The organism is Kyrpidia spormannii (assembly GCF_002804065.1).
Classification (GTDB): Bacteria; Bacillota; Bacilli; order Kyrpidiales; family Kyrpidiaceae; genus Kyrpidia; species Kyrpidia spormannii.
In genome coordinates, this window is sequence record NZ_CP024955.1 from 948,301 (window position 1) to 974,553 (window position 26,253).

The window sequence follows — 26,253 nt, forward strand, 5'->3', positions numbered from 1 at the left end:
GCGGCATACTAGTGCCAGACTTTCCGCGAGGGAGGGGGCGGCGGTGGGCGCTTTGCTGCTGGCGACGGAAGTGGTTTTTCTGGTGCTGGCCGGGTTTTATATCTGGAATGTCATGAAAAGCCAATCCGGGGGGCGCACCTTTGGCCCATTCTCTGTCCGGGACTCCCGTCGGGACTTGGACGAATGGGCGCGTAAACGGGAGACTTCGTTGACCGAACCTCTCAATGAAAGGGTGCGCCCTCAACGGTTTGAGGACATCGTTGGCCAATCGGAAGGGATTAAAGCTTTGCGGGCGGCCTTATGTGGCCCCCACCCCCAGCATGTGATCCTCTACGGCCCGCCCGGGGTGGGTAAAACTGCTGCTGCCCGCCTAGTGTTGGAGGAGGCCAAGGAGAACCCCAAGTCTCCTTTCGGGCCGGAGGCCCCCTTCATCGAGGTGGATGCCACCACTGTTCGTTTTGACGAGCGGGGAATCGCCGACCCGCTGATCGGATCGGTGCACGACCCGATTTATCAAGGCGCCGGGGCGATGGGGGCCGCGGGCATCCCACAACCGAAACCGGGCGCTGTGACCCGGGCCCACGGGGGCATTCTGTTTATCGACGAGATCGGGGAGCTACACCCCATCCAGATGAACAAGTTGCTCAAAGTGTTGGAGGATCGCCGGGTTCTCCTGGAGAGCGCGTATTATCGCCCTGGGGATTCCGCAATTCCGCCCCATATCCACGATCTGTTCCAAAACGGCCTGCCCGCCGACTTCCGCTTGATCGGGGCCACCACCCGCCCGGCTCACGAACTCCCGCCGGCCCTGCGCTCCCGATGCGTGGAGATTTATTTTCGCCCTTTATATCCCGATGAATTGGCCCAAATCGCCGAGCGGGCGGCCCGCCGCATCGGGGTTGAAATCCCCCCTGAGGCGGTTCAGGCGGTGGCCGGGTACGCCGGGAATGGCCGGGACGCGGTCAACCTGGTTCAAATCGCAGCAGGGGCGGTGCAGAATGAGGGGAGGGACCGCGTCGAACCCGAGGACGTCGAATGGGTCGTGCAAGTGGCAGGCTATTCTCCACAGCCGCATCACCGGGTGGCCGGCCGGCCCACGGTGGGATTGGTGCACGGACTAGCGGTTTATGGACCCAACGTCGGGCGCGTGTTGCCGATCGAGGCCAGTGCCCTATATCGGCCGGGTGCTGGCCAGATCCGAGTGACCGGGGTCATCGATGAGGAAGAGGTGAGCCATGGGGCCCTACGGATGAAACGGCGCTCTGCCGCCCAGGGTTCGGTAGAGAACGCCGAAACGGTTCTGCGGAGGTTCGGGATTGCCCTGGACGATTGGAGCGTTCACATCAACATTCCCGGCGGGGTGCCGGCAGATGGTCCTTCGGCCGGGTTGGCGATAGCCATGGCCATGTATTCGGCGATCCGGGAGATTCCTGTGGACGGCTTTTTGGCGGTAACGGGTGAGATTTCGTTGTCCGGTTCGGTCAAAGCGGTGGGCGGGGTGCCGGCGAAGATCGAGGCGGCTCGGAAGGCAGGAGCCCGAAGAGTCCTCATTCCCGATGACAATTGGTCGGAGCGGTGGTCTTGTGACCCGGAGCTTGAAATCATCCCCGTGCGGGACTTTGGGGAAGCGTTGGTTTATCTCAAGGGGACGCCTTTACCAACCGTCCCGGATCTTCCGGCTCCGGCGGTGGCGGCTGCCGGCTCGGGGCTGGAGGCGGATGCGTCTTTATAGGCGTTTTACACGGCGTCTACATTCCTTTAGAATAGGAGTGCTGCACCCCGAATCGGCCGCCTGGGCGGCAGCGAAGCAGGAGGTGACGGTACCGTGGCTCAATCGGTCACATTGCCGTTATTGCCCTTACGAGGGTTGTTGGTGTTCCCAACGATGGTGCTCCATCTCGACGTGGGACGGGAAAAGTCCGTTCACGCCCTGGAGAGGGCGATGGTGGGGAGTAGGAAGATTCTGCTTGCCTCGCAGATGGAATCTCATGTGGACGACCCCCAGACCGGGGATATTTACGGGGTGGGGACCGTCGCGGAGATCAAACAGATGCTTAAGCTGCCCAATGGGACGATCCGCGTCCTGGTGGAAGGCTTGAGCCGGGCGAGGATCCTTCGCTATCTCGAAACGGAGGAAGTGTTTTCGGTCGAGGCGGAAACGGTGGATGAAGATAGTGGAGAACCGACGCCAGAGATCGAAGCCCGGATGAGAAGCGTTCTGCACCAGTTTGAGCAATATGTGAGTTTGTCGAAAAAGATCACCCATGAAACATATTTGGCCGTTCTGGATATTGAAGAGCCGGGACGGCTGGCAGACGTGATCGCGTCTCACCTGCCCCTCAAGATCAAAGATAAACAGACCATCCTCGAAGCCTTCGATGTGGAAGAGCGGCTGGAACAATTGTTGCGCCTCTTGTCCGACGAGCGGGAGGTCCTGGAACTCGAACGAAAGATCAACCAGCGTGTGCGGCGGCAGATGGAGAAAACTCAAAAGGAATATTTTCTCCGGGAACAAATGAAGGCGATTCAGAAGGAATTGGGCGAAAAAGAAGGTCGCCTGGCCGAAGTGGAGCAACTTCGGGAACAGCTCGCCGCCCTGGAAATGCCGGGTGAGATCCGGGAACGAATCGAAAAAGAGATCGATCGCCTGGAAAAGATCCCCCAGGCCTCGGCCGAGGGATCGGTGGTCCGCACGTACATTGACTGGTTGATGTCCCTGCCCTGGAAAGAGCCCGAGCCCCGGGAGATCGATATCGATCGGGCGTCCCAAGTCTTGGACGAAGATCATTACGGATTGGAGAAAGTGAAAGAGCGGATCCTGGAATATCTCGCAGTACAGAAACTGGCTCATCGGTTAAAAGGGCCTATACTCTGTTTTGTGGGCCCGCCCGGAGTCGGGAAGACGAGTTTGGCCAAATCGATCGCCCGGGCCCTGGGACGGCGGTTTGTCCGCGTCTCGCTGGGCGGGGTGCGGGATGAGGCGGAGATTCGCGGCCACCGCCGCACCTATGTGGGGGCGTTGCCCGGGCGTATCATTCAAGGAATGAAACAAGCCGGAGAAATGGATCCCGTTTTCCTCTTGGATGAGATTGACAAAATGAGCCATGATTTTCGCGGAGATCCGGCGTCGGCTTTGCTTGAGGTACTGGACCCAGAGCAGAATCATACCTTCAGTGACCATTATATCGAGGTGCCCTACGATCTGTCCCGGGTGCTCTTCATCACCACCGCCAATGTGGCGTATACGATTCCTCAGCCTCTCCTCGACCGTATGGAGGTGATTCATCTCCCGGGGTATACCGAGGTGGAGAAATTGCGGATCGCCAAGGGGTATCTCGTTCCCAAGCAACTGGAGGCCCACGGTTTAACCCGGGATCAACTGTCGATCTCCGACGAGACTTTGCTCAAAATCATTCGAAGTTATACCCGGGAGGCCGGGGTCCGGAATCTTGAACGGGAAATCGCGGCGGTGTGTCGCAAGGCCGCCCGGATGATTGTCGACGGCAAGAAGAAAGTTTCGGTGACGAAAAGTCGGCTTCAAGCTTTTCTCGGCCCCGAACGGTTTCGCTTCGGCACCGCGGAGGAAACGGACCAAGTGGGGGTGGCCACGGGCCTTGCATGGACCGAGGCGGGCGGGGATACGTTATCCATTGAGGTGGCGGTGGTTCCCGGCAAAGGAAAGCTGACCCTCACCGGCCAGTTGGGCGACGTGATGAAGGAATCGGCCCAGGCGGCCTTCAGCTACATTCGGTCCCGGGCCCGGCAACTACAGATCCCGCCCGGCTTTCCCGACGAGTACGATGTTCACATCCACGTCCCTGAGGGTGCCATTCCTAAAGATGGGCCCAGTGCCGGAATCACCATGGCCACCGCCTTGGTGTCTGCCTTGACAGGGCGTCCTGTGGCGCGGGAAGTGGCGATGACCGGGGAAATCACCCTGAGGGGAAGGGTGCTGCCCATCGGGGGCGTGAAGGAAAAATGCCTTGGCGCCCACCGAGCCGGCGTCCAGAAGGTCTTGCTTCCAAAAGATAACGAGAAGGATCTGCAGGACGTACCGGAAGTAGTTCGCCGGCAATTGTCCTTTGTGTACGTGTCCCATATGGACGATGTGTTGGCAGAAGCCCTTCGCCCGGTTGCCGAACAAGGGGAGCCGGTCTTGCAACCGACCTGAGGGGTGAGGGAGTATGCAGGTGACAGAGGCGATTCTCGCAGGGACCGCAGTTTCCCCCGATCGGTTCCCCAAGGACGGTCTGCCGGAGTTCGCTCTCGTCGGGCGATCTAATGTCGGAAAGTCGTCTCTCATTAATCGGTTGGCTATGCGGAAAAAACTCGCCCACACCTCGAACACGCCGGGTCGGACCCGGACGCTGAATTTTTATCGAATCAATTCTCGCTTCTATCTGGTGGATCTACCGGGGTATGGCTATGCTCAAGTATCGCAAAGTGAACGGCGCCGATGGGGGGCGATGGTGGAGAACTTCCTCGCGAACCGCGAATCGTTGGCCGGGGTGATCCACGTGGTCGACTTGCGTCACCCCCCCACCGCCGATGACCGGTTGATGGCGGAATGGCTTCGGGTCCATGATCTTGCGGTCCTCGTGGTCGCCACCAAAGCGGACAAGATCGCCAGAAGCAGGTGGGAAAGCCATCGCCGGCAGGTAGAAGCGACACTGCAGCCGAGTCGGTGCGTCGTATTTTCGGCCGAAACGGGTTTGGGGCGGGACCAGGTGTGGACCTGGGTTGTCGAGCGGCTATCAGGGCGGGAGGGTCACCCCCCTTCATAAATCGTTCAGAATTTCCATCCGGAGATCGAACGGGTCGATGATATAATAAGATTCAAATGACCCATGCAGCGGACTTGCCATGATTGAGGTGAAGGTTATGCACATCCTGGTGATCGGCGTCAACCATCGCACTGCGCCCGTGGAAATCCGGGAGCGCTTCAGCATTGGTCCCGAGGAGATGGAAGGGGTCCTCGGGCAGCTCCGGGAAACGCGAAGTGTTCTTGAAAGTGTCATTTTGTCCACGTGCAACCGAACGGAGATCTATGCGGTGGTGGACGCCCTTCACCCGGGTGAGCAGTTTCTTCGCCTTTTTCTCGCCAATCTTTCCGGTCTTGACCGGGCGGATTTTACGAGATACATCTATCTGCACGTGAACGACGGGGCGATTCATCATCTGTTTCGGGTGGCGGCGGGGCTCGATTCGATGGTGCTCGGCGAGACCCAGATTCTCGGCCAAGTCCGGGATGCTTTTGAGCACGCCCAAGCGGCTGGAAACACCGGCGCGGTGTTAAACCAGTTGTTCCGGCGGGCGATCACCGGGGCCAAGCGAGGCCATACGGAAACGGAGATCGGTCAACACGCGGTGTCCGTGAGCTATGCGGCGGTGGAATTGGCCCGGAAAGTGTTCGGTTCCATGCGGGATAAAGCGGTGCTGTTGATCGGCGCGGGCAAGATGGGCGAACTGACGGCGACTCACCTGTGGAACCAAGGGGTGAGCCGGGTGTTGGTGGTAAACCGCACCTGGGAAAGGGCCCGGGAACTGGCGGATCGGTTTTCGGGGGAGGCCTACGACTGGTCCGCCCTGGCGCTGGCTTTGGCCGAGGCGGACATCGTGATCAGTTCCACCGGAGCTCCGGGGTATGTCCTCCATCAGGACATGGTGGCGAAGGTGTGCCGGCGACGGAGGCAGCGGCCTTTGTTGCTGATCGATATCGCGGTGCCCCGGGACATGGATCCGGCCATTAATGAGATTTCCGATGCGTTTCTCTATGATATCGATGACCTTCGGGAAGTGGTGGCCCAAAACCTGCAAGAGCGGCAACGGGCTGCCGTCCGGGTGGAAGATATTCTAGAAGAAGAGATAAGCGGGTTTAAACAGTGGTACAATATGCAAGAGGTCATCCCCCTCATACGGGATTTGCGGGAGAAAGGCATGCAGGTTCAACGTTCGGTCATGGAGAGCCTGATGAACAAGTTTCCGGACCTCAGCGAACGAGACCGGGTGGTCCTTCACAAACACACGATGAGTATCGTGAACCAATTGCTTCGCGATCCCATCCTTCAGTTGAAAGCGATGGCGACCGAACCGGAGGCGACGTTTTATCTGGAGACGGTCCGGCGGTTGTTTGCGCTTGGAGGGGCCGACGATTCCGGAACCGCCGTCGAACAGGAGGTCGGGGCCCGGGAGAGGGGCGTTGAGGACATGCCCTTGGGGTCCATGGCCGCACAACAGCGGTTGGGTTCCGTCTAAGGTGACGCACGGTGCAACTGGCGACTTATATATTTGATGGGATGACCGTACTTTATGCTATTAGCGTATTGCTCTATTTTCTCGATTTTCTTAATCCCGATGCCCGCGTGAACCGCGCGGCGTTTGTTGTGTTATGCGTCGTATGGGGGCTGCAGACTTTTTTTCTGGCATTTCGAACCCGGGAACTGGGGCACTTCCCCGTGTGGTCCACCTCGGAGTCGATGGTCGTTTTCGCCTGGGTGTTACTGGCGGTTTCTGTGGTGGCGAACTACTTTTATAAAATCGACCTGTTCACGTTTTTCGCGAATCTCATCGGATTCGCGGTGGTGGCACTGGATACGTTTGCCCACCGGGGGCCGTCGGCGTCGGTGCCCCGGGAGGGGGACCTGTTGGTCATGCACGTGGGGATGGCGTTTCTCAGTTATACGGCCTTCTCATTGGCGTGCATTTTTTCGGTGATGTTTCTCATTCAGGAGAGGCTTCTCAAAGCCAAACGTTTTACCGCCACATTCCGGCGCCTGCCGGCCCTGGATCGGTTGGACCGCCTGGCTTATCGTATGGTTTTGATCGGGTTTCCACTGCTGCTGATCTCGATGATTCTCGGGGCGATCTGGACGGTTCTCCAGTATGGACGTCCCTTGTTGTGGGATGCAAAGCCCTTGGCTTCCCTGTTGTTGTTGCTTCTGTACGGGGCCGTGATTTATCTTCGGGTGACCTCCCGCTGGCCGGTTCGGCGGGCGGCCTGGCTTACGGTGGCGGGGTTTGGCGGCGTTGTCCTGAATTATCTGGTGGTGGGTATGTATTTCTCCCAGTTCCACCGCTGGTGAACGGAGGTGGCGTATTGACGGGGGAGAAAGAGTTGCGGTGTGATTACCTCCTCGCGTTGGATTTGCGGGGGCTGCCGGTCCTGGTGGTGGGAGGCGGGGCTGTAGGAGCTCGGAAGACTGAGGGGCTCATCCAGTGTGGCGCCCGGGTGACGGTGGTGAGTCCGAAGCTGGCGCCACAACTCGAACGCCGGGTTCGGGAGGGGGCGGTGCGCTGGGAACCCCGGGAGTACCACGTGGGAGAAGCCGGGGCGTACCGGTTGGTTTTTGCGGCGGCCGGGAATCCGGAAGTCAACCGGCGGGTGGCGGAGGATGCCCGGGCTTCGGGGGTCTGGATCAATGTCGCCGATCGGCCGGAACTCGGCAATCTCCGGGTTCCCGCCTCATTTCGCCGAGGGCCGTTGACGGTGGCGGTCTCCACCGCCGGGGGAAGCCCCTGGTTGGCTCAGGCGTTTCGGAAGCTGTTGGAAGAGGTGATCGACCCCGCTTATGGGCCTTTTGTGGAGCAGATGGTGGAAGCGAGACAGAGGTTGCGGGCAGCGGGGGTCGGGGTTTCGGAGCGGCGGGAAGCCTTTGCGGAGATTTGGAGGTCTCAGGCGCTGGACAGGTGGCGCTCCGGCGATGCGCCGGGGGCGAAGGCGGTTGTCGAAGCCATTCTAGGGAGATGGGGGGCGGGGGATCATGGGGATTCTGCGGATCGGCTCGCGAAAAAGCGCTCTGGCCATGACCCAGACCCGCTGGGTGATTGAACAGTGGCAGAAACGGGTTCCGGGCCTTTCGGCCGAGGTGGTGCCCATGACCACCCGGGGGGATCAGGTTCTTCACCTGCCGCTTTCCCGGGTGGGCGGCAAGGGCCTCTTTGTCGAAGAAATCGAGCGGGCGCTCCTGGAGAAGCGGATCGACGCCGCGGTGCACAGTTTGAAAGATTTGCCGGCCCAGTTGGCCCCGGGAACGGTGGTCGGTGCTGTGCCCCGGCGAGAGGATCCCCGGGATGCGGTCATCACCCGGGATGGCCGGCCCTTTGATGATCTCCCCTCCGGCGCCCGGGTGGGGACGAGCAGCCTGCGCCGGGTGGCCCAGCTGCGCCGATATCGGCCGGACCTTGCATTTATTCCCCTGCGGGGCAATGTCGATACCCGCCTTCGCAAATTGGCGGCCGGAGAGGTGGATGCGGTGGTTCTGGCAGCGGCCGGGCTTGTGCGGCTCGGGCTCGGGGATCGCATCACCGAGCACCTGTCTCCGGAGATTTGTCTGCCCGCCGTCGGTCAAGGAGCGCTGGCCGTGCAGTGCCGGGAAGCCGATGAAGACACCCGGCGATCCCTGGTGTCTGTGGAAGACGCGGCGGCCCGAAGGACGGTGGAAGCGGAAAGGACTTGTTTGGCGGCGCTGGAGGGGGGATGCCAGGTGCCCATCGGGGCCCTGGCGGAGATTCGGGATGGACATATTCGATTGGCGGCCATGGTGGGCCGGCCTGACGGGAGTGAATTGTTTCGGGTGGTGGTGCAAGGGGAAGATCCCGCTGAGGTGGGCCGCCGGGCGGCGGCAGATCTCGTTGAACTCGGTGCCGGCAGAATTCTACAGGAAACCCGGGAGGAGGCGGAACTCGGTGGGTGAAGGGGAAGGGCGGACCGGGAAACCGGGGACGGTGTACTTGGTGGGGGCTGGTCCGGGGGATCCCGGGTTGATCACGGTGAAGGGCATGGAGTGTCTAAAGAAGGCCGATGCCGTGGTGTATGATCGCCTGGCTTCGCCCCGCCTGTTGCGCTACCTCCGGCCGGACGCCGAGCGGATTTATGTGGGAAAGGCCGAGGGCCGGCACACCCTGACCCAGGATGAGATCCAGGAACTGTTGGTGCGCCTGGCCCAGGATGGTAAAACGGTGGTCCGCCTGAAGGGGGGAGACCCCTTTGTTTTCGGCCGGGGAGGAGAAGAGGCCGAGTTTCTGGTGGAGCACGGCATTCCCTTTGAAGTGGTGCCGGGGGTGACCTCGGCGGTGGCGGTGCCAGCCTATGCCGGAATTCCTGTGACCCATCGGGACCATACGCCTTCCTTTGCGGTGGTCACCGGCCACGAGGATCCGGAGAAAGAGACGTCGTGGATCGATTGGGACCGGCTGTCCACCGGGGTGGGCACGTTGATTTTTCTCATGGGGGTCGGGCGACTCGCCGGCATTGTCGAGCAGTTGACCGCACACGGCCGTCCGGGCACGACGCCGGTGGCCCTGATCCGCTGGGGCACCCGAATGGAACAGGAAACGGTGACCGGGACTTTGGATACCATCGTCGACGAGGTCCGGAGGCGGAACTTTCGCTCCCCGGCGGTTATTGTGGTGGGAGAAGTGGTGGGCCTCCGGGAGCGGCTGAACTGGTTCGAACGGAAGCCGCTTTTTGGCAAGCGCATTCTCGTGACCCGGGCCCGGGAACAGGCCTCTGCGTTGTCGGCACAGATCGAGGATTTGGGCGGGGAAGCGGTGGAGTTCCCGGCGATCCGCATTGAACCCCCGGCGTCCTGGGCAGATTTGGATGAGGCGCTGACCCGGTCAGACCTGAAGTGGATCGTGTTGACCAGCCGTCACGCCGTGGAGAGCGTATGGTCCCGAATGAGAGCGCTGGAGTTGGACGTCCGTCGGTTGTCTGGGGTTCGGATGGCAGCGGTGGGCCCGGCGACGGCGGAGGCACTGCGGGAGCGGGGAGTCATTCCTGAGTTGACGGCTTCGGAATACCGGGGCCAAGCCTTGGCAGAGACCCTTGTTCCTCACATCGCCTCCGGGGATGTGGTCCTCTTGCCCCGATCGAACCTCGCGTCCCGGGATGTTCCGGAGGTGCTTTCCGCGGCTGGAGCCGCGGTGGTCGAGGCGGAGGCGTACCGGACGGAGCCCGGGTGCGAAGGGGCGGAGGAGGTTCGGGGCCTGCTCCGGGAGGGGCGGATTCACGCCGTGACTTTCACCAGTTCGTCTACGGTGCGATTTTTTCTCCAGGGCATCGGGGAAGAGGCGAGGCCATGGCTAGAGCATGTTCCCGCCTTTTGCATCGGCCCGGTGACCGCAGCCACTGCCCGGGAACTGGGGCTGAAGGTGGCGGGGGTGGCCGAGCAGGCCACCGTTGATAGCTTGGTGGACCTTTTGGCCCGGGAGATGGAAGCCGGGGCCATACGAAACGGGGGATGATCACATGCAATTCGATCGGCATCGTCGGTTGAGATGGACGCCGGGCATGCGAGATCTGTGGCGGGAGAACCGCCTTTCGATAGAGACACTCATGTACCCACTCTTTGCGGTGCACGGCAGCGGGGTTCGGGAGCCGATTTCCTCCATGCCCGGCGTGGAGCACCTGAGTGTGGATGAACTTCGCCGGGAGGCGGTGGAACTGGCGGAGCTCGGGGTGCGGTCGATTCTGTTGTTCGGGATCCCTGCCCACAAAGACGAGCGAAGTTCCGAAGCTTACGATGAGAGGGGCATCGTGCAACAGGCCATTCGGGCGGTCAAAGAAGAAGTTCCGGAGATGGTGGTCGCCACCGATGTCTGTCTCTGTCAGTACAATCCCGCCGGACATTGCGGCATCGTCCGGAATGGAGTCATCCTCAATGACGAAACCCTCCCTCTCCTGGCGCAAACCGCTCTTTCCCACGCCGCCGCCGGGGCCGACCTGGTGGCGCCCTCCGACATGATGGACGGACGGGTGAAAATGATTCGGTCGGCTCTGGACGAGCGGGGCTTTGAGCACGTACCCGTCATGTCCTACGCGGTGAAATACGCGTCCGCGTTCTACGGTCCGTTCCGGGAAGCGGCGGATTCCGCCCCGCAGTTTGGCGACCGGCGGAGTCATCAAATGGACCCCGCCAACCGCCGGGAGGCGATCCGGGAAGCCCGGAGCGATCTCGATGAAGGTGCGGACGTCATTATGGTCAAGCCGGCCATGGCCTACATGGACATCATTCGGGACCTTCGCGAGCGCTTTGATGTCCCTGTGGCCGCTTATCAGGTGAGCGGGGAATATTCCATGATCAAGGCGGCGGGCTTGAGGGGATGGATCGATGAACGGGCGGTGGTTTTGGAATCGCTGTTGGGACTGCGCCGGGCCGGTGCGGATCTGATCATCACTTATTTTGCGAAAGATGTCGCCCGTTGGCTCCGGGAAGATCGGGGATAAGGAGGCGGGACAATGGCAAAATTTGAAATGGACGACATCGATCGGGAATTGCTGAATCTGATTCAATCGTCCTTTCCCTTAGACCCGGAGCCGTTTCGGGTGGTGGGGGAAAGGTGCGGCGTGAGCCAGGAGGAGGCGTTGGAGCGGATTCAACGCCTGAAAGGCAAGGTGATTCGGCAGATCTCGGCGATTTTCGACACCCGGAGCCTGGGGTATCGTTCCAGTCTGGTGGCGGCCCGGGTGAATCCCACCCGGCTGGAAGACGCGGCCCGGGTGTTTAATGAGCACCCGGGAGTTTCTCATAATTATCGCCGGAATCACGAGTTCAACCTGTGGTTCACCATCGCCGTACCCCCGGATAGCCGGATCGGGCTGGAGCGGACGGTACAGCTTCTAGGGGAGCTCGCCGGGGTGGATTCGATTCGGATGCTGCCGACGCTCCGGTTGTACAAGATCGGTGTGCAACTGGATGTGACGGGGAAGCAAAATGTCACCCGAAAGGCGACGGAGGCGGCTTACAGCGACCGGGATCGGGAAATCCCCAAGGGACAGCCCCTCACCGAAGCGGATAAGGGGCTGATCCGGGAGTTGCAAAAAGACATTCCGCTGGTGGTGCGGCCCTTTGATCCCGCCGCCAAGGCCCTGGGGATCGAGACCGAGGCCCTTTTGGCTGGGGCCCAGTCCCTGCTCGACCGAAAGCTGATGCGCCGGTTTTCCGCCGTGTTGCACCACAGGGAGGCGGGTTTTAGGGCTAACGCCATGGGGGTTTGGGCCGTACCCGAAGATCGGGTGGATGAGGTGGGGGCGAAAATGGCGTCGTATGCGGCGGTGAGCCACTGTTACCTCCGTCCCACCTACGAGGACTGGCCCTATAACATCTTTACGATGGTCCACGGCCGCACGGTCAAGGAATGTGAAGCCGTTCTCGGAGCGATTGCCGGGGAGACCGGCATCCGGGAGATGCGGGCTCTGTATTCGACGAAAGAATATAAAAAGACCCGGGTCCAATACTTTACCCCGGAAATGGAAGCTTGGGAGGAGAAATATCTGCCCCGGGTCGGCCTCGGGGCATAGGAGGCGTCGGGATGTTTCAGGGGACTACACGGTCGGAGCGGGCCTACGAAGCGGCGCAGAAAGTGATGCCCGGCGGCGTGAACAGTCCGGTGCGGGCATTTCATGCGGTGGAAGGTCCCCCGGTTTTCATGGCCGAGGGCCGGGGGTCGCATCTGATCGACATCGATGGAAACGAGTACATTGATTACTGTTTGTCCTGGGGCCCGCTCATCCTCGGCCACGCCCACCCGGATGTGGTGAGGGCGATCACCGAGACCGCCGCCCGGGGGACTAGTTTCGGAGCCCCCACCCTTTTGGAAACCGAGTTGGCGGAAAGGGTCTGCCAACTGATGCCTTCGGTGGAAGTCGTCCGCATGGTTAACTCGGGCACCGAGGCGACCATGAGCGCCCTGCGGGTGGCCCGGGCCTACACCCGCCGGGATCGGGTGGTGAAATTCATCGGTTGCTATCACGGCCATGGGGATAGTTTCCTGGTCAAGGCGGGCTCTGGCGTCGCCACCCTGGGACTGCCGGACAGCCCCGGCGTACCCGAGGGGGTGACCGCCAATACCATAGCCTTGCCTTATAACGACCTCGACGCTGTTCGTGACACGTTTGCGAAGGTCGGCGAGGGGATTGCGGCGGTGATCGTGGAACCAGTACCGGGCAACATGGGGTTGGTTCTTCCCCGGGCGGGCTTTTTGGAAGGACTGCGGGAGATCACCCGGGAGTACGGGGCGTTGCTGATTTTTGACGAGGTCATGACCGGGTTTCGGGTGGCCAGAGGGGGCGCCCAGGAGCGGTTTGGGATCGATCCCGATCTCACGACGTTCGGTAAAGTGATCGGCGGGGGCCTCCCGGTCGGGGCATTTGGAGGAAAACGGTCGATTATGGAGTTGGTGGCACCGGCGGGTCCGGTGTATCAGGCGGGAACCCTTTCCGGAAATCCCTTGGCCATGGCCGCAGGGCTCGCAACCCTTTCCCATCTGAACGAGGACGTGTATCGGCGCTTCGAAGAGATGAGCAAACGGTTGGTGGACGGGCTTGTGGAGGCGGCCCGGGAGACGGGGATCCCGGTGTATGCGGCGGCGTCCGGCTCCATGTACGGGTTTTATTTTAGCGAGGAGCCGGTGGTGGATTACGAAAGTGCCAAACGGGCCGACGGGCGCCGATTTGCAAAATATCACCGGTTGATGCTGGAGAGAGGGGTGTACCTGCCCCCCGCGCAACTGGAGGCCCGGTTTTTGTCCACGGCACACAGTGATGCGGACCTGGATCGGACTTTGGAGGCCCATCGGAATGCTCTGAAACGGCTGTAACCGACACCGATGGGAGATCTTCGGTGCGGTAAAGAGAGATATGTGGAATTGGGCGGGCACAAGGAGTCGGGCGGAACTTCGGGCGAGAGACGAAGTTCCGCCTTCTTGCATGGGATGGCTTGACCAGCGGTCATAGGACATTTCCCGGACACATAGACCTAAAGGGAACAGACTGCCCGTACGCGGCGCTCGGGGCGACCGCGGGCGGGCGCGGTCGATGAAGGGAGGGCACCGGGGTGCGGGAAGGAAAACGGCAACGGACCATTCAGGTGCGTGTCGACCGCCAGTGCGAAATCCCGGAGTTGCAGGGGGATGAATCGTTAGAGGACATGGCCCTGGCCACGGAGATCACTTCCTTCTCCCGAGAGGGGGACGCTTACATCCTGGAAGGGTATATTGAAGTGATCGGGTATGCCGCTCCTCCCGAGGATCGACGGGGAGATGGTTGGACTCGGCCCGAGGGTTTTTTGTTCGATGCGGTGGCGGATCAAGGCGCTCTCAAAAGTATCCAAGAGAAGCTGCCCTTTGAGCTGCGGGTGCGGGCGGAGGACCAGGAGGGCGAGGTCTTGCACGTCAAAACGCGCCTGGGCTCCTGGGACGTTCACGTGCTCGGCCCCGGAGTTCTTCAGCTCCGGGCGGATCTCATCGTCGACGGATTCTCAGCGACAGGGTATTATTTTCGCTGCGGTGACCAGGAAGAAGGGTTTTGGCCGGAAGGGGCGGGTGAAACGACGGAGGTCGGCCGCAGGTCGTTGCCCGACCAACCGGAGGAGATTTCTGAAGGCGCGGAGGATTTACCTTCTTTCGAGTTCCAGGCCGGTCAAGATCCTGTGAGTGCACCGCCGGGGTGGACGACGGGTCCCATGGATCCGGTACCCGGGGTGGAACTGTCGTCCGTTCGAGAAGAACAGGCGAGTCCAGCTGGCGATCCTGCGGGTGGATCTGATGATCCGGAGGCGGATGCGGATCACGCCGGGGAGAGGGGCGTCGACGGGGAGGAGCATCCAGACGGGCGAGTGGCGGACGACACTTCGGGCTTTGTAGATACGGGTCCGGCCGATGTGCCAGTGGATTTCACGGAGAAAGGGTCGGGCTGGGCGGTCGGCGAAAAAGAGTGGCCGGCAGATTCGCTGCCTGAGGCGCCGCTGACCGAGGAATCGGTTGGGGAAGAAATGGAGGAGGAACCGGGTGCTGCCACGGCAGTGGATGAAGGTGAGCGGGTTGCTGTCACCGCAGTGAGGGCAGGACAGGAGCGACCCGAATCTTTCGCTTGGGCGAAATTGTATCAACGCGCGGAAATGCCCGCTAGCGCCACACTGACGTTCCGACGGGTGAACGAGCAGGAGAGCCTGCTCGGGATTGCCGAAGAGTACCGGGTGCCGGTGACCGATCTGATGCGTCTCAACGGGTTGTCCGGAGAAATCGTCCAACCGGGCCAGTGGCTCGTGGTGCCGAGGCGTCGGAAAGAATGACGGGGCAAGGGACGGCACCCAAGGGATCGATCCTAGAATCGGTGTCCTGGTGGTACGGATTGGCCGACGTTGTGCCCATGTCCCAGGGCGATGGGGAGTTTGAAGTAGAGAGCGGCGGGCACCGCTACGTCGTCGTCCGAGATTCTTCCCCCGAAAACCTGCGGTGGAGACTGGAAGCCTTGAAGGACCTGGAAGCGGAAGGGGTCGTCGCTCTTCCCCGACCGGCGGCGGGACCTGGCGGGCGATTGTGGGTGGAGACCGGCGGATGGACGTACAGCCTGTGGATCCCCGGTGAGGCCAGTGTCATCCTCCCTGGGGATGGGCGTAGTCTCGGTACCGTAACGGGGGCGCTCGTGAAGGTGCTCGCCCGACACCCGCGGCCTGGATCCGGAAAGGCGGATCGCTACGGAACCTGGGTAGCGAGATTCCGCCGGAGTTTAACTGCCCTCGACCGCGTGGTCGCCGAAACGCCGGATGCAGACGGCGGCGCCGTGAGGGCGTTTCGAGAAGGGGGCCAGAAGGCCCTGGCGTTGTTGGAGGAAGGAGATTACCGCAGATGGTCGGAGCGGGCTCAGAAGAACCGTCTCTGTTGTTTGGGTCGCTGGCGTTTAGAGACCGTGGCGACCCTTTGGGAGCGGCCGGGCGATCTCCGGGCGGCCATCGGAGACTTGCCGCTGTACGATGCAGCTACTCTGGCCGAGAATCTCATGATCGCCAAACCGGACGAATGGCTCCCTTTTCTCGATGGGCTTCGGTCTGTTTGGTTGGCGAGCGGATGGGCCCCCCGGGATGTGCGGGCTGCGGAGGTCATCCTGGAGGCGTATCTGCGATTTCCTCACCGATGGCCTCTCCTGAGAACGGACTCCAGGGCCGCATCGGAATATGCCGCCGCTTGGGCTGAAGGTCTAAGCCGGTTTCCGGCGTGGTTGGATCATTCGGTGTAGGGGGATGAACCCATGACAGGCCAAGACATGGCGCTCCGCCGCCGGGAAGCGATCTGGCGGTGGGTGGAGCGCCTCTACGGTTGGCCGCCTGCGGCCTGGGAGCCCCGGCCGGAGTCCGGGGAGGAGAATGACGAACCCTTCGCTGGAGAAGGGGCTGTCTTCCGAATGCGGCACCCGTTGTACAAGATTGAACTGCACGTCTTTCGAACCCCGGTTTGGGGCGACTATGTGGCCAGGGTGGTCCAGTTTGCCTCAGACCGGGGTTTTCCGGTTAGTCCATATTTACCGGGTCTGGATGGAAGCCGGCTGGTCCGATGGAAGGACCGGGTTTTAGCCGCCTGCCGATCGTGGGAAGGTCCTTCTCCACCTCCGGTGGGGGGGACAATTCGGCAATTGTTTGCCCATGCCGCTTGGTGGCATCGGGTGGCCCTGGGTCCCACGCCGGCCTGGCCCCGGTGTGTGGATCCGTTGCCCGAGCGCCTGGAGCAAAACTGGTTGGCCTTCATCGAGGGGGCTCCAGAAGATCACCGGGCGATGTTGGAGGGGTTTTTTGCGGCTTGGCACTCCTGGGCGTCAAAATGGGATCTACCGAGGCGGTGGAGTTTGGACACGGCCGCCGGTGGGGCGGTGGGCGCTTTCGACCGAGTGGATGACTGGGTCGACGGCGGGGAAGGGGCATGGTGGCTTCGCCGGGCCAACAGGTGCCGACCGGGGGCGCCCTTCGAAGACATCGCCGGGCTCCTCTTGCGCTACGGCGGGCGGACGGTGGATCCCAAGCGATGGGAGAGTTGGATCCAAGCATATCGAGAGGTGACTCCTTTTCCCGACGATCGAAAATTCGGGATCGCCCTGATCCTCTGGAGTCCGCAAGGACGCCTGGATGAAGAGTGGTTCGAGACGGCGGCGCGGTGGACCCGCAGGGCTCAGGAGTTGGCGGGCCGGGCGGATTGGTTCGGGGTCAACGAGCGAAGGTGCCGGGAGTGGCGGGACATAGCGGACCGGCTGGTGCATTCCTTTGGGCCGCACCCCGCCGTTTCAAAAACGTTGCCAGACGCAGATGTGGTGAACGCATCAGGGAGCATCTCCCGGAGGCGCGCTCCGGCTGTCCGGTTGGCGCTACAGTCTGCTTCGGGTTATCGGGGAACGGGGCGAAAGACCAAAAAAACGCGCACCGGGCGGGATCCGTGGTTGTCTGATGCGGACCCCTGTCTTTCACCGGCCGGCGAACATCGCGACGAGAACCACGAACAGCATCATGAGAATGAACATGTCTAAGGCATTCGGATAGAGCATCGCACGCAAAAAGAGCAGTCCGATGGCCGTCAGAAGCAACAACTTGACGATATTCACGATGTCGTGAAGGAACTTTGGCACGGCAATCCTCTCCTCGGCCCGCGTCCCTGTATGGGCGGCGGTCTCTCTATACCTATGCACATTCCCAAAATCGGGTTCAAGCCCGGCGCCCACTTTCTCGGGAAGCCGGGCTCGTTTTGGTGTGGCTTTACCCAGGTTTCGTTTCCCTTTCCCTTTTGCGCCGGTCGGGAAAAAACATGGTATGATGAAAAGGTGCAAAAGAACCGGTAGGACGGGCCCAAAGCGAATGCATACGGGCTCAGGCCACCTGAATGTTCGGTAGGATGGAGGTCGTGAAGTGAAGGAGTGGCGTGACGGACTATCATGGGGAATCGGACTGGGGGTGATTGGGGCTGTCGTGGTCGCTTTCAAGGGCGATTGGTACCCTGTGATCTTTCCCGCGGCCATGGTGGTGGCCATCAATGGGGCGGTGCGCCAACTGTCCAGCCGTCCACATGTGGGTGGAGGTCTGGCGGGCGCGGTAGCGGGAATCCTGACCCTTGGGGTCTATCTCGCGGTGCACAGGGGAACCCTGTTTACCGGGAGCGCTCCTGCTGAGGTCCTGCGTCAATTTCTGATCCAACAGGTCATCCTCCTGGCGGCGGTGGATTTGGCCGGCACCTGGTTGATGGTCAGGGGAAAACGGTACAGTGAAGAACAGAGGCGACGGCGACAAGAGGCCCGGCGGGCAGAGAGGCAAGCCCAGCGGCGCCGGAAAAAGAAGAAAAAGTGATACACATTCGACAGCATTTGACAAGTCGAAGGTGCCGTGTTTATGATAGCAAAGATGTGAAATTGATGTGGAATTCGCGGCAGTTGGAGGGACAGCCATGAAAGGCCAAGGCGGCACAGCCCGGTCGGATCAACTGCCGACCGCTTTTGAACCGGCGAATGTTGAGAGCAAATGGTATCGCTTCTGGATGGAAAATGGATATTTTCGGGCGGGCCGGGTGCCGGATGGAAAGCCCTTTACGATCGTCATCCCGCCCCCCAATGTCACCGGGGCTCTCCACATGGGGCACGCCTTGGATTTCACCCTGCAGGATATTCTCATTCGCTTTCGGCGCATGCAGGGCAGGGATGCGCTTTGGCTACCGGGAACGGACCACGCCGGAATCGCCACCCAGAACCGGGTGGAGGCGATGTTGCTTAAAGAGACGGGCCAGAGCCGCCATGATATCGGGCGCGATGCCTTTGTGGAAAAAGTCTGGGAATGGAAGCGGCAATACGGGAGCATCATCACGAATCAGATACAGGCCTTGGGATTTTCTTGCGATTGGTCCAGGGAGCGGTTTACCATGGACGAGGGCCTATCCAGGGCCGTGCGGGAAGTGTTTGTGCGGCTTTACGAACGCGGTCTCATTTACCGAGGCAAGTATATCATCAATTGGTGTCCGCGCTGTCGAACGGCCTTGTCGGATATCGAGGTGGAGCATGAGGAGCTCGACGGAGCCCTTCATTACGTTCGATACCCGTTCACCGATGGAAGCGGGGCTGTGGTGGTGGCCACCACACGCCCGGAGACGATGTTCGGGGATGTGGCAGTGGCGGTTCATCCGGACGATGAGCGATACCGCGCCTGGATTGGAAAACGGGTGCGCCTCCCCCTGACGGACCGGGAGATCCCGGTGGTCGGAGACTCTTATGTGGATCCTTCCTTTGGAACCGGCTGTCTTAAAATCACTCCGGCCCACGATCCGAACGATTTTGAAGTCGGGCGCAGACACGGCCTGCCCGCGCCGGTGGTGATGAACGAAGATGGCACCATGAACGAAGGGGCGGGCGATTTTCAGGGGATGGACCGGTTCGAGGCCCGTAAGGCGGTGGTGGAGGCGCTGCGCCGGGAAGGTTATCTCGAACGGGTGGAACCGCACCGGCATGCGGTGGGTCATTGTCAGCGCTGCCACACGGTGGTGGAACCGTTCTTGTCCGAACAGTGGTTCGTCAAAATGAAACCCTTGGCCGAGCCGGCCATTGAAGCGGTGAAAGCGGGGCGAGTGCGCTTCGTTCCGGAGCGCTTTGAAAAATTATATCTTCACTGGGTGGAAAATGTACGGGATTGGTGCATTTCTCGCCAGCTTTGGTGGGGTCACCGGATTCCGGCGTGGTACTGTGAGGGGTGCGGGGAAACGATCGTGGCCGCGGAAGACCCGGAGCACTGTCCCCGGTGTGGGAGCCGGCAACTGCGCCAGGAAGAGGACGTTTTGGACACTTGGTTTTCGTCCGCTCTATGGCCTTTTTCCACCATGGGATGGCCGGAGGAAACCGAAGATTTACGCCGGTATTTCCCGACGGATGTCCTGGTGACCGGGTTTGACATCATTTACTTTTGGGTGGCCCGGATGATTTTCATGTCCCTGGCCTTTACCGGAGAAGTGCCTTTTCGCACCGTTTACATACACGGACTCGTTCGGGACAGCCAGGGCCGGAAAATGTCCAAAAGTCTGGGCAACGGCATTGATCCCCTGGATGTGGTGAACAAATATGGCGCCGATGCGCTGCGGTTTATGTTGGCGTCGGGCACGGCACCCGGGAATGACCAGCGGTTTTATTGGGAAAAGGTGGAGTCTGCCCGTCATTTTGCCAATAAGATCTGGAATGCCGCCCGTTTTGTGTTGCTGAATGTCGACAAAGAGGTCGGCGGGGATTTAAAGGGCGCTGTGCTCGGTCGACCGGAGCACTGGATCCTTCACCGCCTCAACGAGACGGTACGGGACGTGACCGAGGCCTTGGAGAACTTCGACTTCGGCGGCGCGGCCAAAATGGTGTATGATTTCGTGTGGGGCGAGTTTTGCGACTGGTACATTGAATTCTCCAAGGCGGCGCTATATGGCGGGAATCCCTTGGCTGCACGGGGGACTCGCCAGGTGTTGGTACACGTCTTGGACCGGGCATTGCGACTTCTCCATCCTTTTATGCCCTTCTTGACCGAGGAGATCTGGCAGAAACTCCCGGGTCATGGGGAGGCCTTGGTGGCGGCAGAGTGGCCGGTACCGGAAGATCAGTACTTCGATGCTCCTGGGGCGGCCGTGGTGGAAGAATGGATGGAGTTGATCCGCCGGGTGCGCAATGTGCGGTCGGAGATGAATGTCCCGCCGGGCAAGCCGGTTCCGGTGCTGGTGCGTCCCGCCGATCAAGAGGCCCTTCGGGATTTCGAGGGGGGAGAGGTCTATCTGCGACGGCTGGCGGGGATTGATCCGCTCGACTTCGATTTGCACGCGGTGCCGCCTTCGAAGTCGGTGACCGAGGTGTTGGGCCGGGCGGAATTGTTCATCCCCTTAGAAGGAGTCGTGGATCTGGAAGGCGAAATAAGACGGTTGGAGAAAGAACTTGAGCAACTGGGGAAGGAAGTGGACCGGGTTCGGGCCAAGCTCGACAATCCGTCCTTTGTGGCCAAAGCTCCGCCGGCGGTGGTGGAAGAACAGCGGCGCAAAGAAGTGGATTACGCGGCGCGTCGAGAGCGCGTTCAGGCCCGGCTCAAGTCGCTTCAGCGCATGATCTGAGCCGAAGTCTGGTGGCTCCCGGTGCAGGTTCGACATAAGATGAAGAGGGATGATGGGTCGGTGGGGCCGCGGGGAAATGCCGAGGATGTCCAGGACTGGTTGCAAGGGTTGACACGTTTTGGAATCCGTCCGGGTCTTGTGAGGATGCGGTGGATGCTGGATCGTTTGGGTCACCCGGAGCGGGGGTTGCGGTTTTTACACGTAGCGGGCACCAACGGCAAAGGCTCCACTTGTGCCTTTCTGGAATCCATCTTGGACGCGGCGGGGTACCGCGTGGGGATGTTTATTTCCCCTCCTATGGCGGGGGAGCGAAGCCGGGTGAGCGTAGGCGGCCAAGCGATTCCGGAGGATGTCCTCATCGGGTATCTGCGGGTTCTGCAACCGTTGGCCAGGGAGCTAGAAGTCCGAGAAGATCTTGGTGCACTGACTCATTTTGAAGTGTGGACCCTCGTGGCTCTGCGGTATTTTGAGCAAACCAGGCCTGATGTGGTGGTCTGGGAAACGGGACTCGGCGGCCGGCTCGATTCCACCAATGTCGTGGTGCCCGAGGCAGCGGTCATCACCCAGGTGGGATTCGATCATATGGGGGTTCTTGGGCACACTATTAAACAAATCGCAACGGAAAAGGCCGGCATCATCAAGGAGCGGGTACCGGTCTTCACCACGGCGAATGGGGTCGCCCTCCGGGTGATCGATGAAGTGGCGGCCGGCGTAAACAGTGCGGTATGGGCCCTGGATCGGGAATGGGCAGTGGCGGATCGCCGGGTGCTCCGCCTGGGGGCCGGGCTGCCGCCGGAGGGGCAACAGTTTTCATGGAGTGGGGACGGAGAGACGATATCCGACCTCCGGATTCGGCTTCTTGGGGCCCACCAGTGTGAGAATGCCGGGGTGGCGGTGGCTGTGGCGCGGTATCTGGACCGGTCCGGGGTCGTCTCCGTCCCCGGGTGGGCGATCCGCCGGGGGTTGGAGAGGGCCGCGTGGCCGGGGCGGTTGGAGGTGGCCGGACTGTCGCCCCTGATCCTGTTGGACGGGGCCCATAACCCGGACGGGGCGCGACGACTCGCAGAAGCGTTGCGCGAGATCCGCCCGGGCACTTGGGGACTCGTGGTCGGCGTTTTGGCAGATAAGGATGTAGATGGGATTCTGTCGGCTTTGAAAGATGTCGCCAGTTGGATGATCGCCACGGCGCCGGATACCCCCCGGGCCATGGACCCGGACAGTTTGGCGACGAGGATGCGTCGAATCGGGGCGGAGGTGGCGGCGGTCTGCCCGAACCCCCTGGACGCCTTGGAGACGGCCGCAGCAGCGGTAGGCTCCGGTGGAGCGGTGTGTGTCACCGGGTCCCTTTACATGGTGATGGACGTCCGAGCCGGAGGGAAGTTGAGGGTGGAGAGCCAGTGAGGGTGGTGGAGATGGAACAATTGGGGAAGCATGTACATTTTGTTGGCATCGGCGGCTATGGGATGAGTGCCCTAGCCCGGGTCTTACTCGACTGGCACATTTCGGTTTCGGGATCGGATGTGGCGGCTAATGCGCTGACGGATGAGCTTGCCCGGCGGGGTGCTGTTATCGCCATCGGACATCGGGCAAGTCAGGTCGATGGCGCGGATTGTGTGGTGTATTCATCAGCAGTGTCCCCCGACAATCCGGAGTTGGTAGAGGCGAGGCGACGGGGGGTGCGCATTCTTCACCGATCGGAACTCTTGGCGGAGATTCTCCAAGCTAAAAAAGGGATTGCCGTTGCGGGAGCCCACGGAAAAACCACCACCTCTTCGATGATCGCCTTTGTGATGAACCAGGCGGGGCTGGATCCCACCTATATTGTCGGAGGCGTCATTTCTAACCTAGGCGAGAACGCAAAGGCAGGCCTGGGTCCTTACGCGGTGGCGGAGGCGGATGAAAGCGACGGGACCTTTTTAAATTATCATCCCTATGTGGCCGTAGTCACCAATATTGAGCCGGATCATCTGGAGAATTACGGTGGGAAATTCGAGAATTTGCGCGGAGCCTATGAAAGGTTCCTCGGGCAAGTGCGGGAGGGGGGTCTGGCCGTCCTGTGTGCGGACGATCCCGAGCTGTCGAATCTAGGCAGCCAAATAGCCGGCCGCACCGTCTGGTACGGTTTTTCTTCCGGGGCGGATTGGACTGCCGAGGACGTCGATCTTCACGATGGTCACTCCCGCTGCCGTGTTTTCTATCGCAAGAAGTACGTTGGGGACCTCACCCTGTCGGTGCCCGGGCGACACAACATCAGCGATGCTCTCGCTGCCATCGCTGTCTGTCGGGAAGCGGGGATCCCCTTCTCGACGATTGCTGAGATTCTATCCAGTTTTCGGGGGGCTAAGCGGCGTTTCCAGCAGATCGCCGATGTGGCCGGGATCTTGATTGTGGATGACTACGCCCATCACCCCACGGAAATCGAGGCCACCCTGGCGGCAGCTCGAACCACCGGACGGCGGATTGTCGCCGTTTTTCAGCCTCAGCGTTACACGCGCACCCATTTTCTTCTCGATCAGTTCAGTTATGCGTTCAAAGATGCGGACGAGGTCATTATTACTGATATCTATTCCCCGGTCGGGGAACAGAAGATCGCCGGAGTCAGCGCCGAGCGCCTTGCCCAGTTGATTCGGGAAAGGAGCAATGAACGGGTTCGGTTTTTGCGGCAAAAGCAGGACGTCATCAACGATCTGCTCAGTCGGGTTCATCCCGGGGATCTGGTCCTGTTCATGGGGGCCGGGGACATTTGGATGGCAGCACGGCAGTTAGCCGAAGCTTTGCAAGACGGCTTGGCAGAACCGATGGCCCGGGCCTGAAACTCTGTTCCAGGTTAAGAGGGGCGTCAACGGTAAATTTGAGGGGTAGGGGAAGGGCAGGTGTCCGCCATGATGGCCAGATGGCTGGAACAAGCCCAGGCCGGAGGAGCGTCCGATCTCCATTTGACTGTGGGGGCACCGCCTATGCTTCGGGTGGATGGTCGATTGCGGCCACTTGGCGGTGGGATACTGACCTCCGAGGAGACGGAGCGATATGCCCGGGAGGTTTTGGGAGGGGAATTCTCCCGGCTATCGGAGATGGGGGATGTGGATACAGCATTGGATTGGGTTGGGCCAGAAGGGGGAGACGCACACCGGATTCGGGTTAACGTCTACCGGCAACGGATGGGAATCAGTTTGGCGATTCGTCTGGTGCCAGATGTGATTCCCAAGCTGGACAGCCTAGGGCTCCCGGCGGTGGTACGCACGATGGTCGACCAACCCTATGGACTCGTGTTGGTGACCGGTCCCACCGGCAGCGGGAAAACCACGACGCTGGCCGCCTTGATCGACGAAATGAACGATCGATTTGATCGGCATATTATCACATTGGAAGATCCTATTGAATACGTTCATGTACATCGCCGGTGTCTCATCGAGCAGCGGGAAGTGGGCAAGGATGTACCGGATTTCAGCCGCGGGCTGCGAGCGGCGCTGCGCCAGGATCCCGACGTCATTCTGGTGGGGGAGATGCGGGATTTAGAAACGATTCAGACGGCCATTACGGCTGCGGAAACTGGGCACTTGGTCCTTGGGACCCTACATACAGGGGACGCCGTTCAAACGGTGGACCGGCTGATCGACGTTTTCCCCGCCCACCAACAGCAGCAGATTCGTACACAGTTGGCGGCGATTCTCCGGGTGGTGATCGCCCAGCGGCTGGTCAGGCGTATTGGGGGCGCCGGGCGGGTGCCACTGGCCGAGGTCTTGATCAATACTCCGGCGGTGGCGAATCTGATTCGCTCGGACAAGACCCATCAACTCCATACGGTGATGCAAACTGGGCGAAGCCAAGGCATGCAAACCTTCGACATGCACGTTAGGGAACTGGTCTCGGGTGGGGTGATCGATCAGGAAGAAGGCCGCTTGGCTGTGTTCGGCGACCGAATCGATCGATTCGGAGGATGAGGCGGGCGGTACAACGAGCGGCAACGGTTTATACAGGGGATGCGGGGAATTCGACGAGGCGACCTTTCTGGGGAGCCTGACCCCGACGGATGTCCCAGTGTAAACAGGGGTGCCATGAATCGGCACCCCTGTTTTTCTCTGGCTTTCCTGACGCGCATTGCCCGTTAGGAGGAAGGAGCGAGAAACGGAAGTCATGGTGCCAAAGGCCTATTTTTCTCGTACGAGCAAGAAACATCCTTGCAATATTCTTAAGTTGCCTCTATACTGGACGATGACTGCGACAACAACTCTACAGTGAGGTGATCGCGTGCGACAGTGGGGACGGAAACGCCTTTACGCGTTGGCGGCGGCGGTCGCGGTGACGATGGCTGGGGGAGGGGCAGCGGCCGTGTCGTCGGCGAAGACGGTCATCCTCGATGTGGATGGGGCGAAACGCACCATACGCGTGTGGAATACCCCGTCGGTGGCCGAATTGTTGCGGCAGCAGGGGGTCGCTTTCTCCCTCCAGGATATCGTTGCCCCGGTGCCGGGAACGCGGATTGAGGGTTCCCTCCAAGTGGTCGTGATACACGGGAAACGGGTACGTCTTCAGGATGGTGCTGGGCAAGAACAAGAGAAAGTCACACACATGCCGACGGTGGGCATGGCTTTGAAAGAGTGGGGAATATCGCTGAAAGGAAACGATTCGGTGAGTCCATCCCTTACCGCGAGCATATCCCCCGGGGAATTGATCCGCATCACGCGCCGGGATCAGAAAGTGGTCGTCAACGAAGAAAAGATACCTTTTCAGACCGAACGTCAGTCCACTGACCAACTGGATCAAGGCACAGAAAAAGTACTGTCGCCCGGTGTGGAAGGGTTACAGCGCGTGACGACGACGATTTTTTACGAGAACGGTAAAGAGGTCGACCGCAAAGTGGAGCGCACGGTTGTCACTCCTCCCTCAGACCGGGTGGTGGCGGTGGGGACCCGTCCGAGGCCGGTGATGTTGGCGTCCCGAGGTATGGAGTCTTTCACTGGGGGGACGGCCCTCACGGTGGTGGCCACCGCGTACAGCGGGGGTGGGATCACGGCGACGGGCCATGTGCCCCAGCGGGGAACGGTGGCGGTTGATCCCTCGGTGATTTCTTTGGGGACTCCGTTGTTTATCCCCGGTTATGGTCAAGGGGTGGCGGATGATGTGGGAGGAGCCGTTCGTGGAAACCGCGTGGATTTGTACTTTCCGACTGAGGCGGAAGCACAAGCCTTCGGCCGGCGCATTTTGACGGTGTATATCGGGCGGTGAAAGGAGGCGCCCCGGGGGGATCCCCGGCGGCGCCACGCCAGCTCAGTCATAGGCCGATGGAAAGGCTTTTTTTTGTGCCTTCGGGCAGGATCTTCCCAACGGTGGCCGGGCCTTGGTCGAAAAGGCGGCAGTTTGCGACGGGGAACCCTCATGCCC

21 protein-coding genes are annotated in these 26,253 nt (G+C 60.8%); 20 read left to right on the forward strand and 1 reads right to left on the reverse strand.

Annotation, left to right across the window (positions count from 1 at the left end; genetic code table 11):
* Nucleotides 1–43 precede the first annotated feature (43 nt).
* The 14 genes from lonB to CVV65_RS04750 all read left to right on the forward strand — a co-directional run bounded on the left by lonB (nt 44) and on the right by CVV65_RS04750 (nt 17,290).
* On the forward strand, nt 44–1,732 hold the full coding sequence (lonB, locus tag CVV65_RS04685) for an ATP-dependent protease LonB (protein WP_100667154.1): 1,689 nt from the start codon (nt 44–46) through the stop codon (nt 1,730–1,732).
* Between the two features lie 153 nt (nt 1,733–1,885).
* Nucleotides 1,886–4,171: an endopeptidase La gene (gene lon / locus CVV65_RS04690; RefSeq protein ID WP_232796759.1), complete on the forward strand. Its 2,286-nt coding sequence runs from the start codon at nt 1,886–1,888 to the stop codon at nt 4,169–4,171.
* 13 nt (nt 4,172–4,184) lie between these two features.
* Nucleotides 4,185–4,784 carry a ribosome biogenesis GTP-binding protein YihA/YsxC gene (gene yihA / locus CVV65_RS04695; RefSeq protein WP_100667156.1) on the forward strand — a complete coding sequence of 200 codons (600 nt, stop codon included), beginning with the start codon at nt 4,185–4,187 and terminating at the stop codon, nt 4,782–4,784.
* 97 nt (nt 4,785–4,881) lie between these two features.
* On the forward strand, nt 4,882–6,255 hold the full coding sequence (gene hemA / locus CVV65_RS04700) for a glutamyl-tRNA reductase (RefSeq protein WP_100667157.1): 1,374 nt from the start codon (nt 4,882–4,884) through the stop codon (nt 6,253–6,255).
* A gap of 11 nt (nt 6,256–6,266) precedes the next feature.
* Nucleotides 6,267–7,082, forward strand: a complete 816-nt coding sequence (locus CVV65_RS04705) for a cytochrome C assembly family protein (RefSeq protein ID WP_100667158.1) — start codon at nt 6,267–6,269, stop codon at nt 7,080–7,082.
* A gap of 14 nt (nt 7,083–7,096) precedes the next feature.
* Nucleotides 7,097–7,828, forward strand: a complete 732-nt coding sequence (locus CVV65_RS04710; RefSeq protein WP_157935377.1) for a precorrin-2 dehydrogenase/sirohydrochlorin ferrochelatase family protein — start codon at nt 7,097–7,099, stop codon at nt 7,826–7,828.
* On the forward strand, nt 7,761–8,693 hold the full coding sequence (gene hemC, locus CVV65_RS04715; protein ID WP_100667159.1) for a hydroxymethylbilane synthase: 933 nt from the start codon (nt 7,761–7,763) through the stop codon (nt 8,691–8,693). Before CVV65_RS04710 ends, hemC begins: the two co-directional genes overlap by 68 nt.
* On the forward strand, nt 8,686–10,245 hold the full coding sequence (gene cobA / locus CVV65_RS04720) for a uroporphyrinogen-III C-methyltransferase (RefSeq protein WP_100667160.1): 1,560 nt from the start codon (nt 8,686–8,688) through the stop codon (nt 10,243–10,245). The genes hemC and cobA overlap by 8 nt, the downstream gene beginning before the upstream one ends.
* Before the next feature lie 4 nt (nt 10,246–10,249).
* On the forward strand, nt 10,250–11,227 hold the full coding sequence (gene hemB, locus CVV65_RS04725; RefSeq protein WP_100667161.1) for a porphobilinogen synthase: 978 nt from the start codon (nt 10,250–10,252) through the stop codon (nt 11,225–11,227).
* Between the two features lie 12 nt (nt 11,228–11,239).
* The gene (gene ahbA, locus CVV65_RS04730; protein ID WP_100667162.1) at nt 11,240–12,301 is read left to right on the forward strand and encodes a siroheme decarboxylase subunit alpha; all 1,062 of its coding nucleotides are present in this window, start codon (nt 11,240–11,242) and stop codon (nt 12,299–12,301) included.
* 11 nt (nt 12,302–12,312) lie between these two features.
* Nucleotides 12,313–13,599, forward strand: coding sequence for a glutamate-1-semialdehyde 2,1-aminomutase (gene hemL, locus CVV65_RS04735; RefSeq protein WP_100667163.1), 1,287 nt, complete (start codon nt 12,313–12,315; stop codon nt 13,597–13,599).
* Nucleotides 13,600–13,835: 236 nt separating this feature from the next.
* Complete coding sequence (locus tag CVV65_RS04740) at nt 13,836–15,071, forward strand: LysM peptidoglycan-binding domain-containing protein (RefSeq protein WP_100667164.1); 1,236 nt, start codon at nt 13,836–13,838, stop codon at nt 15,069–15,071.
* On the forward strand, nt 15,068–16,015 hold the full coding sequence (locus CVV65_RS04745) for a hypothetical protein (RefSeq protein ID WP_100667165.1): 948 nt from the start codon (nt 15,068–15,070) through the stop codon (nt 16,013–16,015). The genes CVV65_RS04740 and CVV65_RS04745 overlap by 4 nt, the downstream gene beginning before the upstream one ends.
* Nucleotides 16,016–16,027: 12 nt before the next feature.
* The gene (locus tag CVV65_RS04750) at nt 16,028–17,290 is read left to right on the forward strand and encodes a hypothetical protein (RefSeq protein WP_100667166.1); all 1,263 of its coding nucleotides are present in this window, start codon (nt 16,028–16,030) and stop codon (nt 17,288–17,290) included.
* On the opposite strand, the gene CVV65_RS16885 is transcribed toward CVV65_RS04750, so the two are convergent.
* Nucleotides 17,228–17,389 (reverse strand): hypothetical protein, encoded by a 162-nt coding sequence (locus CVV65_RS16885; protein WP_198592129.1) that lies wholly within the window; start codon nt 17,387–17,389, stop codon nt 17,228–17,230. The two genes, CVV65_RS04750 and CVV65_RS16885, sit on opposite strands and share 63 nt — an antisense overlap.
* Before the next feature lie 277 nt (nt 17,390–17,666).
* On the opposite strand from CVV65_RS16885, the gene CVV65_RS04755 reads away from it, so the two are divergent.
* From CVV65_RS04755 to CVV65_RS04780, 6 genes are all read left to right on the forward strand, one after another.
* Nucleotides 17,667–18,101, forward strand: a complete 435-nt coding sequence (locus tag CVV65_RS04755) for a hypothetical protein (protein WP_100667167.1) — start codon at nt 17,667–17,669, stop codon at nt 18,099–18,101.
* A 97-nt stretch (nt 18,102–18,198) separates the two neighbouring features.
* A complete protein-coding gene (locus CVV65_RS04760; RefSeq protein ID WP_100667168.1) occupies nt 18,199–20,871 on the forward strand; it encodes a valine--tRNA ligase in 2,673 nt (890 codons plus the stop codon).
* A gap of 60 nt (nt 20,872–20,931) precedes the next feature.
* Nucleotides 20,932–22,272: a bifunctional folylpolyglutamate synthase/dihydrofolate synthase gene (locus tag CVV65_RS04765; RefSeq protein ID WP_157935378.1), complete on the forward strand. Its 1,341-nt coding sequence runs from the start codon at nt 20,932–20,934 to the stop codon at nt 22,270–22,272.
* 11 nt (nt 22,273–22,283) lie between these two features.
* Nucleotides 22,284–23,684 (forward strand): UDP-N-acetylmuramate--L-alanine ligase, encoded by a 1,401-nt coding sequence (murC, locus tag CVV65_RS04770; RefSeq protein ID WP_100669188.1) that lies wholly within the window; start codon nt 22,284–22,286, stop codon nt 23,682–23,684.
* A 69-nt stretch (nt 23,685–23,753) separates the two neighbouring features.
* Entirely contained in the window at nt 23,754–24,812 is a 1,059-nt protein-coding gene (locus CVV65_RS04775) for a type IV pilus twitching motility protein PilT (RefSeq protein WP_100669190.1), read from the forward strand.
* A gap of 307 nt (nt 24,813–25,119) precedes the next feature.
* The gene (locus CVV65_RS04780; RefSeq protein WP_100667170.1) at nt 25,120–26,097 is read left to right on the forward strand and encodes a resuscitation-promoting factor; all 978 of its coding nucleotides are present in this window, start codon (nt 25,120–25,122) and stop codon (nt 26,095–26,097) included.
* Nucleotides 26,098–26,253 lie beyond the last annotated feature (156 nt).